Origin of the sequence: Pseudomonas sp. MWU13-2517 (assembly GCF_023242545.1) — a bacterium.
GTDB lineage: Bacteria > Pseudomonadota > Gammaproteobacteria > Pseudomonadales > Pseudomonadaceae > Aquipseudomonas.
Genome location: NZ_JALMFA010000005.1, coordinates 1 through 14,977, shown reverse-complemented (window position 1 = coordinate 14,977; position 14,977 = coordinate 1). Strand labels below are relative to the sequence as shown.

14 protein-coding genes are annotated in these 14,977 nt (G+C 60.7%); all 14 read left to right on the top strand.

Features of this window, described 5'->3' with window-relative positions; all coding sequences use genetic code 11:
• The first annotated feature begins 95 nt into the window (after positions 1 to 95).
• The 14 genes from flhA to M5B97_RS08555 all read left to right on the top strand — a co-directional run bounded on the left by flhA (position 96) and on the right by M5B97_RS08555 (position 14,548).
• The gene (flhA, locus tag M5B97_RS08620; protein WP_248731262.1) at positions 96 to 2,225 is read left to right on the top strand and encodes a flagellar biosynthesis protein FlhA; all 2,130 of its coding nucleotides are present in this window, start codon (positions 96 to 98) and stop codon (positions 2,223 to 2,225) included.
• Between the two features lie 12 nt (positions 2,226 to 2,237).
• Positions 2,238 to 3,554 carry a flagellar biosynthesis protein FlhF gene (flhF, locus tag M5B97_RS08615; protein WP_123717520.1) on the top strand — a complete coding sequence of 439 codons (1,317 nt, stop codon included), beginning with the start codon at positions 2,238 to 2,240 and terminating at the stop codon, positions 3,552 to 3,554.
• A 105-nt stretch (positions 3,555 to 3,659) separates the two neighbouring features.
• On the top strand, positions 3,660 to 4,493 hold the full coding sequence (fleN, locus tag M5B97_RS08610) for a flagellar synthesis regulator FleN (protein WP_105523152.1): 834 nt from the start codon (positions 3,660 to 3,662) through the stop codon (positions 4,491 to 4,493).
• The gene (gene fliA, locus M5B97_RS08605; protein WP_065909829.1) at positions 4,490 to 5,230 is read left to right on the top strand and encodes an RNA polymerase sigma factor FliA; all 741 of its coding nucleotides are present in this window, start codon (positions 4,490 to 4,492) and stop codon (positions 5,228 to 5,230) included. The genes fleN and fliA overlap by 4 nt, the downstream gene beginning before the upstream one ends.
• Positions 5,231 to 5,398: 168 nt before the next feature.
• A complete protein-coding gene (locus tag M5B97_RS08600) occupies positions 5,399 to 5,773 on the top strand; it encodes a chemotaxis response regulator CheY (RefSeq protein ID WP_167659641.1) in 375 nt (124 codons plus the stop codon).
• Positions 5,774 to 5,791: 18 nt separating this feature from the next.
• Positions 5,792 to 6,580, top strand: coding sequence for a protein phosphatase CheZ (locus tag M5B97_RS08595; RefSeq protein ID WP_123717522.1), 789 nt, complete (start codon positions 5,792 to 5,794; stop codon positions 6,578 to 6,580).
• Positions 6,581 to 6,745: 165 nt separating this feature from the next.
• Positions 6,746 to 8,959 (top strand): chemotaxis protein CheA, encoded by a 2,214-nt coding sequence (locus M5B97_RS08590; RefSeq protein WP_248731261.1) that lies wholly within the window; start codon positions 6,746 to 6,748, stop codon positions 8,957 to 8,959.
• 48 nt (positions 8,960 to 9,007) lie between these two features.
• Positions 9,008 to 10,129, top strand: a complete 1,122-nt coding sequence (locus M5B97_RS08585; protein WP_134656881.1) for a chemotaxis response regulator protein-glutamate methylesterase — start codon at positions 9,008 to 9,010, stop codon at positions 10,127 to 10,129.
• Positions 10,129 to 10,869, top strand: coding sequence for a flagellar motor protein (locus M5B97_RS08580; protein WP_123717524.1), 741 nt, complete (start codon positions 10,129 to 10,131; stop codon positions 10,867 to 10,869). The genes M5B97_RS08585 and M5B97_RS08580 overlap by 1 nt, the downstream gene beginning before the upstream one ends.
• A 193-nt stretch (positions 10,870 to 11,062) precedes the next feature.
• Complete coding sequence (gene motD / locus M5B97_RS08575; protein ID WP_248731260.1) at positions 11,063 to 11,950, top strand: flagellar motor protein MotD; 888 nt, start codon at positions 11,063 to 11,065, stop codon at positions 11,948 to 11,950.
• A gap of 50 nt (positions 11,951 to 12,000) precedes the next feature.
• On the top strand, positions 12,001 to 12,789 hold the full coding sequence (locus M5B97_RS08570; RefSeq protein ID WP_123717526.1) for a ParA family protein: 789 nt from the start codon (positions 12,001 to 12,003) through the stop codon (positions 12,787 to 12,789).
• Entirely contained in the window at positions 12,789 to 13,592 is an 804-nt protein-coding gene (locus tag M5B97_RS08565) for a CheW domain-containing protein (protein WP_248731259.1), read from the top strand. Before M5B97_RS08570 ends, M5B97_RS08565 begins: the two co-directional genes overlap by 1 nt.
• Positions 13,593 to 13,672: 80 nt before the next feature.
• Complete coding sequence (locus M5B97_RS08560) at positions 13,673 to 14,155, top strand: chemotaxis protein CheW (protein WP_010564003.1); 483 nt, start codon at positions 13,673 to 13,675, stop codon at positions 14,153 to 14,155.
• Positions 14,156 to 14,548 (top strand): DUF2802 domain-containing protein, encoded by a 393-nt coding sequence (locus tag M5B97_RS08555; RefSeq protein ID WP_248731258.1) that lies wholly within the window; start codon positions 14,156 to 14,158, stop codon positions 14,546 to 14,548.
• The last annotated feature ends 429 nt before the right edge of the window (positions 14,549 to 14,977 follow it).

Sequence of the window (14,977 nt, the reverse complement as noted above, 5' to 3'; positions counted from 1 at the left end):
TTACTTGAAGTAAAAGTTGGAAGGCTTCTTGCAACCCGGCCTTCAGGGCGTCTGCGGGCGTCAAAACTTTGCTTCAAGGGACACGAGGAATACCGGTGGATCGCTCTCAAATGCTCAGCACGGCCCGTGGCACCCTGACTGACCTCTCGCGGGGCAATCTGGGTGTGCCATTGCTGTTGCTGGTGATGCTGGCAATGATGATGTTGCCGATGCCGCCGTTCCTGCTGGACGTGTTCTTTACCTTCAACATTGCCCTGTCGGTCGTGGTACTGCTGGTGTGCGTCTACGCCCTGCGGCCACTGGATTTCGCGGTTTTCCCCACGATCCTGCTGATTGCCACGCTGTTGCGCCTGGCGCTGAACGTGGCGTCCACCCGCGTGGTCATGTTGCACGGCCAGGACGGCCACGCCGCCGCCGGTAAGGTGATCCAGGCCTTCGGTGAGGTGGTGATCGGCGGTAACTACGTGGTCGGTATCGTGGTGTTCGCGATCCTGATGATCATCAACTTCGTGGTGGTGACCAAGGGCGCCGGGCGGATTTCCGAGGTGAGTGCGCGGTTTACGCTCGATGCGATGCCTGGCAAACAGATGGCCATCGACGCCGACCTCAACGCCGGTCTGATCGACCAGGGCCAGGCCAAGGCCCGCCGTGCGGAAGTCGCCCAGGAGGCCGAGTTCTACGGTTCCATGGACGGTGCGAGCAAATTCGTGCGGGGTGACGCCATTGCGGGTCTGCTGATTCTGTTCATCAACCTGATCGGCGGCATGGCGGTGGGTATCTTCCAGCACGGCATGACCTTCGGTGACGCGGGCAAGGTCTACGCATTGCTGACCATTGGTGACGGTTTAGTGGCGCAATTGCCATCACTGTTGTTATCTACAGCTGCAGCCATCATGGTTACCCGCGCTTCGGGCTCCGAAGACATGGGCAAGCAGATCAGCCGCCAGATGTTCGCCTCGCCGAAGGCGCTGGCGGTGGCCGCAGCCATTATGGCCATCATGGGCCTCGTGCCGGGCATGCCGCACATATCGTTCCTGAGCATGGCGGTCATGGCGGGCGGTGCGGCGTACCTGTTCTGGCGCAAGCAGAACCAGGTGAAGGTCCTGGCTCAGCAGGAGATCGCCCGCCAGCAGGAGCTGCTGCCATCCCCGGCCCGCGCCCAGGAAACCAAGGAACTTGGCTGGGATGACGTGACCCCTATCGACATGATCGGCCTGGAAGTGGGCTACCGCCTGATCCCGCTGGTGGATCGCAACCAGGGCGGCCAATTGCTGGCGCGCATCAAGGGGGTCCGCAAGAAGCTGTCCCAGGACCTGGGCTTCCTGATGCCGACCGTGCATATCCGTGACAACCTCGACCTGGCCCCCAGCGCCTACCGCCTGACCCTGATGGGGGTGATCCTCGCCGAAGCCGAGATCTACCCGGACCGTGAGCTGGCGATCAACCCTGGCCAGGTGTTCGGCACACTCAATGGCATTACCGCCAAAGATCCGGCTTTTGGCCTGGAAGCGGTGTGGGTCGAAGTCAGCCAGCGCAGCCAGGCGCAATCCCTGGGGTACACCGTGGTGGACGCCAGCACCGTGGTCGCTACCCACCTCAACCAGATTCTGTACAAGCACTCCCATGAGCTGATCGGTCATGAGGAAGTCCAGCAATTGATGGGGTTGCTGGCCAAAGCCTCGCCCAAACTGGCCGAAGAGCTGGTGCCGGGTGTGCTGTCGCTGTCGCAATTGCTCAAGGTGCTGCAGGCGCTGCTCGCCGAGCAAGTGCCGGTGCGCGACATTCGCAGCATCGCTGAGGCCATCGCCAACAATGCCGCCAAGAGTCAAGATACTGCCGCTCTGGTGGCGGCCGTGCGCGTCGGCTTGTCCCGCGCCATCGTGCAAAGCATTGTAGGCATTGAGTCCGAGCTGCCTGTGATCACCTTGGAACCAAGGTTGGAACAAATATTGCTCAATAGTATCCAGAAGGCCGGACAAGGCCAGGAAGAGGGCGTCCTGCTGGAGCCAAGCATGGCTGAAAAGCTCCAGCGCTCGTTGATCGAAGCGGCGCAGCGTCAGGAAATGGCGGGCAATCCGGTGATTCTGCTGGTGGCTGGCCCGGTTCGAGCGATGTTGTCGCGCTTTGGACGCTTGGCAGTACCGAATTTGCACGTTTTGGCTTATCAGGAAATTCCTGACAACAAGCAAGTGACTATCGTCGCGACAGTAGGGCCCAACGGCTGAGGGTAGTGGGTTATGCAAGTTAAGCGTTTTTTCGCCGCCGATATGCGTCAGGCCATGAAACTGGTCCGTGATGAGCTGGGCGCCGATGCCGCGATTATCGGTAACCGTCGCATTGCCGGCGGTGTCGAGCTGACGGCTGCCCTGGATTACACCCCCTCGGCGTTGGCGCCGCGCGTGCCGAACATGGAACTGGAAGACGAGCTGCGCAAGACCGCCTCGCGCATTGTGTCGGCCCAGGCTGAACTGAGCATGCGCAGCGACAGCGATGCTTCCACCAATCGCCAATTATTCGCCGGCCTGCCGCTGACGGCCGCTGAGCCGCTGGTCGAGCCGACTTTCGTCGAGCCGCCACGTCCCGCCGCGCCAGCCCCGGCTGCTGCTGTCGATCAGCGTGTGTTCGACTCGATGCGCTTCGAACTCAATGGTCTGCGTGAACTGCTTGAAGTGCAGCTGGGTTCATTGGCCTGGACACAACTGCAAGGCAGCAAGCCGCAACAAGCCAACCTGTGGCGTCGCTTGCAGCGTATCGGCCTGTCGGGGCCGTTGTCCCGCGACCTGTTGGCGCTGACTGCCGAAGTCGAAGAACCGCGCCAGGCGTGGCGCATGTTGCTGGCCCACTTGGCCCGCATGATCGTCACTCCGGAGCTCGAGCCCCTGGAAGAGGGCGGTGTGATCGCTATGGTCGGCCCCGCCGGCATGGGCAAGACCACCACTCTGGCCAAGCTGGCCGCCCGTTATGTCCTCAAGTACGGTGCTTCGAGCATCGCACTGGTGAGCATGGACAGTTATCGCATTGGCGCCCAGGAACAGCTCAAGACCCTGGGCCGTATCCTGAACGTGCCGGTGACCCACGTCGACCCGGGCCAGTCCCTGGCCAACGCCCTTGACCCGCTGTTGCGCAAGCGCGTGGTGTTGATCGATACCGCCGGCCTGCAAGCCAGCGATCCGGCGCTGCGCATGCAATTGGAAAGCCTGGCCGGGCGTGGCATCAAGTCGAAAAATTACCTGGTGCTTGCAACCACCAGCCAGAAACAGGTTCTTACCGCTGCGTACCATAGCTACAAGCGCTGCGGCCTGGCCGGTTGCATCCTCACCAAACTCGACGAAACTGCAAACCTGGGCGAGGTGTTGAGCCTGGCTATCGGGCATGAATTACCGGTCGCCTACCTGACCGACGGGCCGCGGATTCCAGATGATTTGCATCTGCCGCGTCGTCATCAGCTGGTCAGCCGTGCTGTCAGTGTGCAAATGCAAGAAGAGCCTAGCGAGGAAGCGATGGCTGATATGTTCGCCGACCTTTACCACAACCCGGCAAAACGGGTGGGGTGAGGCATGATGAGCACTGTGAAATGTATCTACATTGATGGTCTGCAAGCGATTCGCGCGACCACGCCATGTAGCCTGCGTCTAAGCAAGACAAGGTAAAGAAATAAAATGGGCAGCATGCATCCTGTACAGGTGATCGCGGTGACCGGCGGCAAAGGTGGCGTCGGGAAAACTAACGTGTCGGTGAATTTGTCCCTGGCCCTGGCAGAGCTTGGCCGTCGCGTCATGCTGTTGGATGCTGACCTGGGTCTGGCGAACGTTGACGTTCTGCTGGGGCTGACACCCAAACACACCCTCGCCGACGTGATCGAGGGCCGCTGCGAGCTGCGCGATGTGCTGCTGCAGGGCCCCGGTGGCATTCGCATCGTGCCGGCCGCCTCGGGCACCCAGAGCATGGTGCACCTGAGCCCGGCGCAGCATGCCGGCCTGATCCAGGCGTTCAGCGATATCGGCGACAACCTCGACGTGTTGGTGATCGATACCGCCGCCGGGATCGGCGAATCCGTGGTCAGCTTCGTGCGCGCCGCGCAGGAAGTGTTGCTGGTGGTCTGCGATGAACCCACCTCGATCACCGACGCCTACGCCCTGATCAAACTGCTTAACCGTGACTACGGCATGAACCGCTTCCGGGTGCTGGCCAACATGGCCCAAAGCCCGCAGGAAGGCCGAAACCTGTTCGCCAAGTTGACCAAGGTCACGGACCGTTTCCTCGATGTGGCCTTACAATACGTTGGCGCAGTTCCCTACGACGAGTCGGTGCGCAAGGCTGTGCAAAAGCAGCGTGCAGTCTATGAAGCGTTTCCTCGTTCCAAGTGCGCGCTGGCGTTCAAGGCGATTGCCCAGAAGGTCGATACCTGGCCGTTGCCCGCCAACCCGCGTGGGCATCTGGAGTTTTTCGTCGAGCGATTGGTGCATCAGACGAGCGCAGGACCGGTGCTATGACATCCAGCGGCTACAACCTTTACAAAAAATCGGCGCGTGACAGTCAAGGCGAATTGATCGAGCGTTACGCGCCCCTGGTCAAGCGCATCGCCTACCACCTGCTGGCGCGTCTGCCGGCCAGTGTGCAGGTGGAGGACCTGATCCAGGCCGGCATGATCGGCCTGCTCGAAGTGTCGACCAAATACGACGCGAGCAAAGGCGCGAGTTTCGAGACCTATGCGGGTATCCGTATCCGTGGTGCGATGCTCGATGAAGTGCGTAAAGGGGATTGGGCGCCGCGTTCGGTACATCGCAATACGCGAATGGTCAGTGACGCAATTCGCGCAATTGAAGCAAAAACCGGTCGCGACGCTAAAGATCATGAAGTTGCGGCCGAACTCCAATTGAGTCTCGATGATTATTACGGGATTTTGAACGATACCTTGGGCAGCCGCCTGTTCAGTTTCGACGACCTGTTGCAGGACGGCGAACACGAAGGGCTGCACGAGGACGGCGCGAGTGCACATCTCGAACCGTCGCGCGACTTGGAAGATGAGCGTTTCCAGGGGGCGTTGGCGGACGCGATTGCCAATTTGCCGGAGCGTGAGCGACTGGTGTTGGCGCTGTACTACGACGAAGAGCTGAACCTCAAGGAAATCGGTGAGGTCCTGGGGGTCAGCGAATCGCGTGTCAGCCAACTGCATAGCCAGTGCGCGGCTCGCTTGCGGGGGCGATTGGGAGAGTGGCGCGCGCGCTGACAGGCAGTGTGGGGACACTGCAGACGCGCCGCGAAAGTCGAAGGCTTTCGCGGGGTCGTGCCGTGGTGCCCTGGGCAGTCCTTTTTTGTGTAACGCCTGTTGATTGAAATGGCGCGTCCAGGTGCTGGGCGCGTTTAAGACTGCTTGGAGGTCGAATTGGACAAGAACATGAAAATCCTCATCGTTGATGACTTCTCAACGATGCGGCGGATCATAAAAAATCTGTTGCGTGACCTTGGGTTCACCAACACGATCGAGGCGGATGACGGCCTGACTGCGATTCCGATCCTCAACAGTGGGGCCATCGACTTTCTGGTAACCGACTGGAACATGCCGGGCATGACCGGTATCGAGCTGCTGCGCCACGTGCGCGCCGATGAAAAACTGCGCAGCCTGCCTGTGCTGATGGTGACCGCTGAAGCCAAGCGTGAACAGATCATCGAAGCCGCCCAAGCCGGGGTCAACGGTTACGTGGTCAAACCATTCACCGCATTGGCCTTGAAAGAGAAGATCGAAAAAATCTTCGAACGCATCGGTCATTGATGCTGCCACGGGGGCGCTATGGAGCAAAATGAAACGTCACAGGGAGACTTTGAGTCGACCCTGAAAAAGCATGCTCTTCAGTTGGTCGAGTGCCTTGAAAAAGGTCAGTTCGGCGACGCAGTGCAGTTAATCCATGAGCTCAACCAGACTCGTGACCGCGGCCTGTATCAGGAAGTGGGCAAGCTGACGCGAGAGCTGCACAGTGCGATCGTCAATTTCCAGATTGACCCGCACATGCCCCAGGCCGAAGAGATTTCGCAAATCACCGATGCCACCGAACGCCTGTCCTATGTGGTCAAGCTGACTGAGGCGGCGGCCAACCGCACCATGGACCTGGTGGAAAACGCCACGCCTCTGGTCACCGGCATGGCCAACGAAGCCCAGGCCCTCAGCGTTGACTGGGGCCGCTTCATGCGCCGGGAAGTGGGCGCGGAAGAGTTTCGTGAGTTGGCGCGTCGGGTTGAAGGTTTCCTGTCGCGCAGTGAGCAGGATAACCGCACGGTTTCCAGCAACCTCAACGACATTCTGCTGGCCCAGGATTACCAGGACCTTACCGGTCAAGTGATCAAGCGGGTGACCCAACTGGTCACCGAAGTGGAAAGCAATTTGCTCAAATTGGTGCTGATGGCCGGCCAGGTCGACCGCTTTGCCGGTATCGAACATGACCGCGCAGCGATCCTTTCGGAAAAAGATCCACAAAAACACCTCGCCAAGGGTGAAGGTCCGCAGATTCATGCCGATAAACGTGAAGACGTCGTATCCGGTCAAGATGACGTAGACGATTTGCTGTCCAGTTTAGGCTTTTAGGTCCTGATAACGGCAAATGACGGTCGCGCCACGCCCCGCAAGGTGCAAGGCCAGGCATGAGGAGAGAGGTTTGGTTTTTCCAAATGAACGACGAATAACGACGGCTTGCGCCTTGCGGGGCGCGATCTGCCATTTGCCGTTATCAGGACCTACAGGAGCACCCACATGAGCTTCGGCGCCGATGAAGAGATCCTTCAGGATTTCCTTGTAGAGGCCGGCGAAATATTAGAGCAACTGTCCGAGCAACTGGTCGAGCTGGAAAGCCGCCCGGATGATGCGAACCTGCTCAATGCAATTTTTCGCGGTTTTCACACTGTAAAAGGGGGCGCCGGCTTCCTCCAGCTCCATGAGCTGGTGGAGTGCTGCCACATCGCCGAGAACGTGTTCGACATCCTGCGCAAGGGTGAGCGTCACGTCGATTCGGAGTTGATGGACGTGATTCTCGAAGCACTGGATGCGGTCAACGGCATGTTCAGCCAGGTCCGTGATCGTGCACCGATTACGGCCGCCACCCCTGAACTGCTGGCCGCCCTGGCGCGCTACGCGGAACCTGCCGACACCTCGGCCGCGCCGGCTGTGGAAGCGGCACCGGAACCGGTTGCCGAGCCTGAGGCCGATGTGACGGATAGCGAGTTCGAGCAACTGCTCGATTCCCTCAGCGCCGTGAAGGCCGAAGCTGAAGCGCCTGCGGCACCTGTCGCGGCACCGACCAGCGAAGACATCACCGACGCCGAATTCGAATCCTTGCTCGACCAGTTGCATGGCAAGGGCCAGTTCGCTGCCGACGCCGTGGCACCTGCCGCAGCCCCTGTAGCGCCTGCGGCCTCGGCCAGCACCGACATTACCGACGACGAGTTCGAAGCGTTGCTCGACCAACTGCACGGCAAAGGCACGTTTGTGGCCGAAGCCCTGCCGGAAGTCGCGGCGACGGCTGCTGCGCCTGCTGCCAGCCCGGAACCCGCCAGCAACGGGCTGATTTCCGAGAACGAATTCGAAGCCTTGCTCGATGAGTTGCATGGCAAGGGCAAGTTCGGCGAAGTGGCCCCGGCGGCTGCCGCGACCGCGACCCCCGTAGCGGCAAAACCTGCCCCTGCACCTGCTGCTGCCCCTGCACCCGCACCTGCTGCCAAGCCCGCCCCGGCCCCTGCAGCGGCGCCGGCCCCTGCGCGTGCCGCCGCTGCTCCGGTGGCCGAAAAGCCTGCCAGCGAAGCCGAAACCACCGTGCGTGTGGACACGGCGCGGCTGGACGACATCATGAACATGGTCGGCGAACTGGTGCTGGTACGTAACCGCCTGGTGCGCCTGGGCCTGAGCAGTGGCGATGAGTCGATGCAGAAGGCCGTGTCGAACCTCGACGTGGTCACTGCCGACCTGCAGACCGCTGTGATGAAAACGCGGATGCAGCCGATCAAGAAAGTCTTCGGCCGCTTCCCACGCCTGGTACGCGACCTCGCGCGGCAGCTCAAGAAAGAGATCAACCTGGAACTGGTGGGCGAAGAAACCGACCTGGACAAAAACCTCGTCGAGGCCCTGGCCGATCCGCTGGTCCACTTGGTGCGCAACGCGGTCGACCACGGTGTCGAAACCCCTGAAGAACGTGAAGCTTCGGGCAAGTCCCGCGGCGGCAAAGTGATTCTGGCGGCCGAGCAAGAGGGCGACCATATCCTGCTGTCGATTACCGATGACGGTAAGGGCATGGATCCGACCATCCTGCGCAATATCGCGGTCAAGCGCGGTGTGATGGATAAAGATGCGGCCGACCGCCTGACCGACACCGAGTGCTACAACCTGATCTTCGCTCCGGGCTTCTCGACCAAGACCGAGATTTCCGACGTGTCCGGTCGTGGCGTGGGCATGGACGTGGTGAAGACCAAGATCAGCCAGCTCAACGGCTCGATCAACATCTACTCGACCAAGGGCCAGGGCTCGAAGATCGTGATCAAGGTGCCGTTGACCTTGGCGATCATGCCGACCCTGATGGTGATGCTGGGCAACCAGGCGTTCGCGTTCCCACTGGTCAACGTCAACGAGATCTTCCACCTCGACCTGTCACGTACCAATGTGGTGGACGGGCAGGAAGTGGTGATCGTGCGCGATAAAGCGCTGCCGCTGTTCTACCTCAAGCGCTGGCTGGTTGCATCGGCTGCCCATGAAGAGCAGCGCGAAGGCCACGTAGTGATTCTGTCCGTGGGCACCCAGCGTATCGGGTTTGTGGTCGATCAACTGGTGGGCCAGGAAGAAGTGGTCATCAAGCCTTTGGGCAAAATGCTGCAGGGAACCCCGGGCATGTCGGGTGCGACCATCACCGGTGACGGTCGGATCGCGCTGATTCTCGATGTTCCGAGCATGCTCAAGCGTTACGCCGCTCGGCGTATTTGATTCTGGTGGGGCTTGGGCGACTTGTCCGCCCCACCTAACGGAGTGTTTATGGCAGTCAAGGTCCTGGTGGTGGACGATTCGGGTTTCTTCCGCCGCCGCGTCTCGGAAATTCTTTCCGCCGATCCAACCATTCAGGTAGTCGGCACGGCCACCAACGGCAAAGAGGCGATTGATCAAGCCATTGCGTTGAAGCCGGACGTGATTACCATGGACTACGAGATGCCGATGATGGATGGCATTACGGCAGTTCGACACATCATGCAACGCTGCCCGACTCCGGTGTTGATGTTCTCTTCGCTGACCCACGAAGGCGCCAGGGTAACCCTGGATGCGCTGGACGCAGGGGCGGTGGACTTCCTGCCGAAGAATTTCGAGGACATCTCGCGCAACCCCGAGAAGGTCAAGCAGATGCTGTGTGAGAAGGTGCACAGCATTTCCCGCAGTAACCGTCGTAGCCTGTTCAGCACGCCTGCGCCCGCGCCGGTTGCGGCACCTGCGCCGACAACGTCCTCATTCGCGCGTCCGGCGCCTGCGCCTGTGGCGCGACCTGCCGTGGCGCCGGCGCGCGCCCCTGCGTCGAGTGCTCATTCGCCTGCGCCCAAGCGCAAGGCCTACAAGTTGGTGGCTATCGGTACCTCCACCGGCGGCCCGGTTGCACTGCAACGCGTATTGACGCAACTGCCGGCCAACTTCCCGGCGCCGATCGTGCTGGTGCAGCATATGCCCGCGGCGTTTACCAAGGCCTTCGCCGAACGCTTGGACAAGCTGTGCCGCATCAGCGTCAAGGAAGCCGAAGACGGCGACATCCTGCGCCCTGGCCTGGCATTGCTGGCTCCAGGCGGCAAGCAGATGATGGTGGATGGCCGTGGCGCGGTGAAAATCCTGCCGGGCGATGAACGCCTGAACTACAAACCGTGTGTAGATATCACCTTTGGTTCGGCGGCCAAGTCCTACAGCGACAAAGTTCTGGCGGTGGTACTCACCGGCATGGGCGCTGACGGCCGCGAAGGCGCCCGTCTGCTCAAGCAGGGTGGCAGCACGATCTGGGCCCAGGATGAGGCCAGTTGCGTGATCTATGGCATGCCCATGGCCATCGTCAAGGCCGACCTGGCCGACGCCGTGTACAGCCTGGACGACATCGGCAAGCATCTGGCGGAGGCGTGCCTCTGATGGATGTATTGAGCTTGATCGGCATCACCCTGGCGTTTGTCGCGATCATCGGCGGCAACTTCCTCGAAGGCGGCCACCTTGGCGCCTTGGCCAACGGCCCGGCGGCGTTGATCGTGATCGGCGGCACCGTGGGCGCAGCCTTGCTGCAATCGCCCCTGAGCTCGTTCAAGCGTGCCATGCAGATTCTGGTGTGGATCATTTTTCCGCCGCGTGTCGACCTGCCCGGCGGCATCGATCGCGTGGTCAACTGGAGCCTCACCGCACGCAAGGAGGGCCTGCTGGGCCTGGAAGGCGTGGCCGATGCAGAGCCCGACAGCTACGCACGCAAAGGTTTGCAGTTGCTGGTGGACGGTGCCGAACCGGAAGCGATCCGCAGCATCCTCGAAGTGGATTTCTATACCCAGGAAAGCCGCGACATCAACGCAGCCAAGGTCTTTGAAAGCATGGGCGGCTACGCGCCGACCATCGGCATCATCGGTGCGGTGATGGGCCTGATTCATGTGATGGGCAACCTGGCCGATCCGTCGCAATTGGGCAGCGGCATTGCCGTGGCATTTGTCGCCACCATCTATGGCGTAGCCAGTGCCAACCTGGTGCTGTTGCCGGTGGCGAGCAAGCTCAAGTCGATAGCCATGCGCCAATCCCGTTACCGCGAGATGCTGCTGGAAGGTTTGCTGTCGATTGCCGAGGGTGAGAACCCGCGCTCCATCGAATTGAAGCTTCAAGGCTTCATGGATTAATGGCCATGGCTATCAACCTGTGGCGAGCGAGCTTGCTCGCGCTGGGCTGCGAAGCAGCCCCGATACAGCCTACATGTTTCTTCAGATGGCGCGCGTTGCCTGGTTTTGGGGGCGCTTCGCGTCCCAGCGCGAGCAAGCTCGCTCGCCACAATCACAATGAAGCGGTCAATCCTGGCCAGAGAGGTGTCTGCCTGTGAGCCGTCGCCGTCGCGAGCCCGAAGAACATGTCAATCACGAGCGGTGGCTGGTGTCCTATGCGGACTTCATCACCTTGCTGTTCGCATTTTTCGTGGTGATGTATTCCATCTCGTCGATCAACGAAGGCAAGTACAAGGTCATTTCCCAGGCGCTGATCGGGGTGTTCAACGATACCGACCGTTCGATCAAGCCCATTCCCATCGGCGATGAGCGGCCCAAGACTGTGACGCCGGCCAAACCGCTGGTCAAAGACAGTGATGAAGTCGCCGCCGGCATCGGCGGCACCAGTGACACGCTGAAAAGCATTGCCGACGACATCAGCGCCGCGTTCGGTGACCTGATCAGCTCGAACCAGATGACCGTGCGCGGTAATGAACTGTGGGTGGAGATCGAGCTCAATTCCAGCCTGCTGTTCGCCAGCGCCGATGCCATGCCCAGCGACCAGGCGTTCACCATCATCGACAAGGTGGCGGCGATTCTCAAACCGTTTGAAAACCCGATCCACGTCGAAGGCTTTACCGACAACTTCCCCATCAATACCGCGCAGTACCCGACCAACTGGGAGCTGTCATCAGCCCGTGCCGCGAGTATTGTGCGCATGCTGGCCATGCAGGGCGTGAACCCTGGTCGCCTGGCGTCGGTAGGCTATGGTGAATTTCAGCCGGTGGCCAATAATGCGACCGCAGAAGGGCGCGCACGCAACCGTCGTGTGGTACTGGTAGTGTCGCGCAACCTGGACGTACGCCGCAGCCTGACCGGCACGGGGACGGCTAATGCAACACCGGATGCGGCATTGAGGCGGGCTGGCACACAAACTGCACCGCCCGTGGTTAAGCCGCCGGTTCGGCAGGGTAGCGTCAATTCCCCGTCACTGGCTCAATAACGTATGCAATGTCTCGGTCGCGCTTGTGCCCACCGGGAGGAACCAACCGAATGAGAGTCTGGGCAGTTGCCAATCAAAAAGGTGGAGTCGGCAAGACCACCACCTCCATCGCCTTAGCCGGCTTGCTGGCCGAGGCGGGCAAGCGTGTGGTCGTGGTCGACCTCGACCCCCATGGTTCCATGACCAGCTATTTCGGCTACGATCCGGATGCGCTGGAGCACAGCTGTTACGACCTGTTCCTGCACAAGGGCAGCGTACCCAGCGACTTGCCCGGGCAATTGCTGCTGCCCACCAGCAATGAAAGCATCTCCCTGCTGCCGTCCAGCACCGCCCTGGCCACCCTTGAGCGCCAGTCGCCGGGGCAGAGCGGTCTGGGCTTGGTGATCGCCAAGACCCTGGCGCAACTGTGGCAGGACTTCGATTACGCCATCATCGACAGCCCACCGTTGCTTGGCGTGCTGATGGTCAACGCCTTGGCGGCCAGCCAGCAACTGGTGATCCCGGTGCAGACCGAGCACTTGGCAGTCAAAGGCCTGGAGCGCATGGTCAGCACTCTGGCGATGATCAACCGTTCGCGTAAACAGGCGCTGCCGTTCTGCATTGTGCCGACCTTGTTCGATCGCCGTACCCAGGCGTCTCTCGGCACCTTGCGTGTATTGCGTGATGCCTACCCGGACACCATCTGGAATGGCTACATCCCGGTGGATACGCGCCTGCGTGACGCCAGCCGCGCGGGGCTGACACCTTCGCAGTTCGATGGCAAAAGCCGCGGCGTGCTGTCTTATCGCGCGTTGCTCAAGCATCTGCTGTCCCAGCAGCTTGTGGCGCAGGTGGCTTGATGACCCGTCCCGTCAAACTCAAGACCCAGCCGCAACTGGCGCTGGAATCCTACCTGGATGCCTTGCTGCAGGATGCGACCGCGCAAGAATTGCCGGAGCCGGTTCTGGAACTTGAACCGGTCATAGCAGTAGACAGTGCCCTGGATGAATTCCAGTTGGCCGTATTGGAAGAGCAGGCGCGTGATGCCCACGTGGTAGTCGCCCCTGTTGCGGTGCCGGTCGTGGCACCGGTCGCGCTGGCCACGGTCGAGCCGGTGGTGGTTGAGCCCATTGCGGACGTGCACCTGCCGCCAAGCATCACACCGCCGCCGGAAACCGGTGATGGCCGACCGTCCTGGGCCGCCGAACCATTTGAATGCCTGTTATTCGACGTCGCCGGGCTGACCCTGGCGGTGCCGCTGGTGTGCCTGGGTTCGATCTATTCTTTGGAAGGCCAGGAGTTGACGCCGCTGTTCGGGCAACCGGAGTGGTTCCTCGGCATCCTGCCCAGCCAGGCCGGTAACCTGAAAGTCCTGGATACCGCACGTTGGGTGATGCCCGACCGCTACCGCGACGATTTCCGCCAGGGCTTGCAATACGTGATCTCGGTGCAGGGTTATGAATGGGGGCTGGCGGTGCATCAAGTCAGCCGCTCGTTGCGCCTGGACCCGAACGAAATCAAATGGCGCAGCCACCGTGGCCAAAGGCCTTGGCTGGCAGGCACCGTGATCGAGCATATGTGCGCGTTGCTCGACGTCGCCGAACTGGCCGAGTTGATCGCCAGCGGCGCCGTGAAGTTGATGGCGCAGAACCAACGCAGTTGATTGAACAATAAGGCCCGCATGCGAATGCGGTCAGCGAAGCATACACGCCGGGTAAAGCGGCATTTGAAGGGGTCCGAAGAATGAACAAGTCAGCGTCCGCACAAGGTTTGGATGATCCAATCCTGCAATGGGTAACCTTCAAACTGGACAACGAGTCCTATGGCATCAACGTCATGCGCGTGCAGGAAGTGCTGCGCTACACCGAGATCGCCCCGGTGCCGGGTGCACCGAGCTACGTGCTGGGTATCATCAACCTGCGCGGCAACGTGGTGACGGTGATCGACACCCGCCAGCGTTTCGGCCTGGTACCGACCGAAGTCAACGACAACACCCGCATCGTGATCATCGAAGCCGACAAGCAAGTGGTCGGGATCATGGTCGACAGCGTGGCTGAAGTGGTTTACCTGCGCCAATCGGAAGTGGAAACCGCGCCGAACGTGGGCAACGAAGAATCCGCCAAGTTTATCCAGGGTGTGTGCAACAAGAACGGCGAACTGCTGATTCTGGTTGAGCTGGACAAGATGATGAGCGAAGAAGAGTGGTCGGAACTGGAGAGCATCTGATTGTTCTTTGAGGCGGCGGTGATAGTCCTGGCCCTGTTGTGGGCCGGGACTCTGACTTTTCTGCTGCGCTACATGCGCCAGCAACGGGAATTGGTCCAGCAGCAGGCTGAGCGCGATGCTGTGCGTGACCGACGCATCATCGATCTGGTCAAGCGTGTTGACCACTTCCAGAAAAGTGCGGTGAAGGTGGGGGATGAGGTGCATGAATTGCGCGCGATCCTCGGGCCGTTGCCGGACAAGCTGGCGCAGATTGAACAGCGTGACCCGACAAGCCTGTCGTTTGCTCAGGCGGCGAAGTTGGTGGGCATGGGGGCTACGGTGGATGAGCTGACGCAGTCGTGTGGGTTGACCCAGGCTGAGGCGCAGTTGATGAGTAAGTTGCACAAGGGCTGATTGGGTGTATATCCGTTTCTTCGGTAACGGCGGCTGGCGGTTCCGCTCTTACAGCGGGTCACTTTTTGAAGAGCGCAAAAAGTAACCAAAAACGCTTCGCCCCAACACTCGGCACCTCGCCCAGGCTCGGTGTGCCCGAACCCAGGCTTTGGAGCGTGGGCCGCCGCAATGGGCCATCCCTGGCCCAGTGCGGCTAACCCGGCGTCCTGCCGGGTTACCCACGCTCCAAAACCTGCGTTCGGCCAGCGTGTTTGACGGGGCGCCCCAGATCAAAAGCCAGAGCGCGGCGGCCTTAGAGCCGACCGGGGTTTTGACCGATGTACTCGGTTATAAATGGGGCAGGGCGCCAGTGGAGCTATTTGACTGTCCCCTCCCACAATCTGGTCTCATCAGTCTGCTCTTGATCTGCTCTTGATCTGCTCTTGATCT

What these genes read in the sequence shown, in the direction of transcription:
- flhF (WP_123717520.1), top strand. Translation starts at nt 2,238, where the DNA reads ATGCAAGTTAAGCGTTTTTTCGCCGCCGATATGCGTCAGGCCATGAAA.
- fleN (WP_105523152.1), top strand. Translation starts at nt 3,660, where the DNA reads ATGGGCAGCATGCATCCTGTACAGGTGATCGCGGTGACCGGCGGCAAA.
- fliA (WP_065909829.1), top strand. Translation starts at nt 4,490, where the DNA reads ATGACATCCAGCGGCTACAACCTTTACAAAAAATCGGCGCGTGACAGT.
- M5B97_RS08600 (WP_167659641.1), top strand. Translation starts at nt 5,399, where the DNA reads ATGAAAATCCTCATCGTTGATGACTTCTCAACGATGCGGCGGATCATA.
- M5B97_RS08595 (WP_123717522.1), top strand. Translation starts at nt 5,792, where the DNA reads ATGGAGCAAAATGAAACGTCACAGGGAGACTTTGAGTCGACCCTGAAA.
- M5B97_RS08590 (WP_248731261.1), top strand. Translation starts at nt 6,746, where the DNA reads ATGAGCTTCGGCGCCGATGAAGAGATCCTTCAGGATTTCCTTGTAGAG.
- M5B97_RS08585 (WP_134656881.1), top strand. Translation starts at nt 9,008, where the DNA reads ATGGCAGTCAAGGTCCTGGTGGTGGACGATTCGGGTTTCTTCCGCCGC.
- M5B97_RS08580 (WP_123717524.1), top strand. Translation starts at nt 10,129, where the DNA reads ATGGATGTATTGAGCTTGATCGGCATCACCCTGGCGTTTGTCGCGATC.
- M5B97_RS08570 (WP_123717526.1), top strand. Translation starts at nt 12,001, where the DNA reads ATGAGAGTCTGGGCAGTTGCCAATCAAAAAGGTGGAGTCGGCAAGACC.
- M5B97_RS08565 (WP_248731259.1), top strand. Translation starts at nt 12,789, where the DNA reads ATGACCCGTCCCGTCAAACTCAAGACCCAGCCGCAACTGGCGCTGGAA.
- M5B97_RS08560 (WP_010564003.1), top strand. Translation starts at nt 13,673, where the DNA reads ATGAACAAGTCAGCGTCCGCACAAGGTTTGGATGATCCAATCCTGCAA.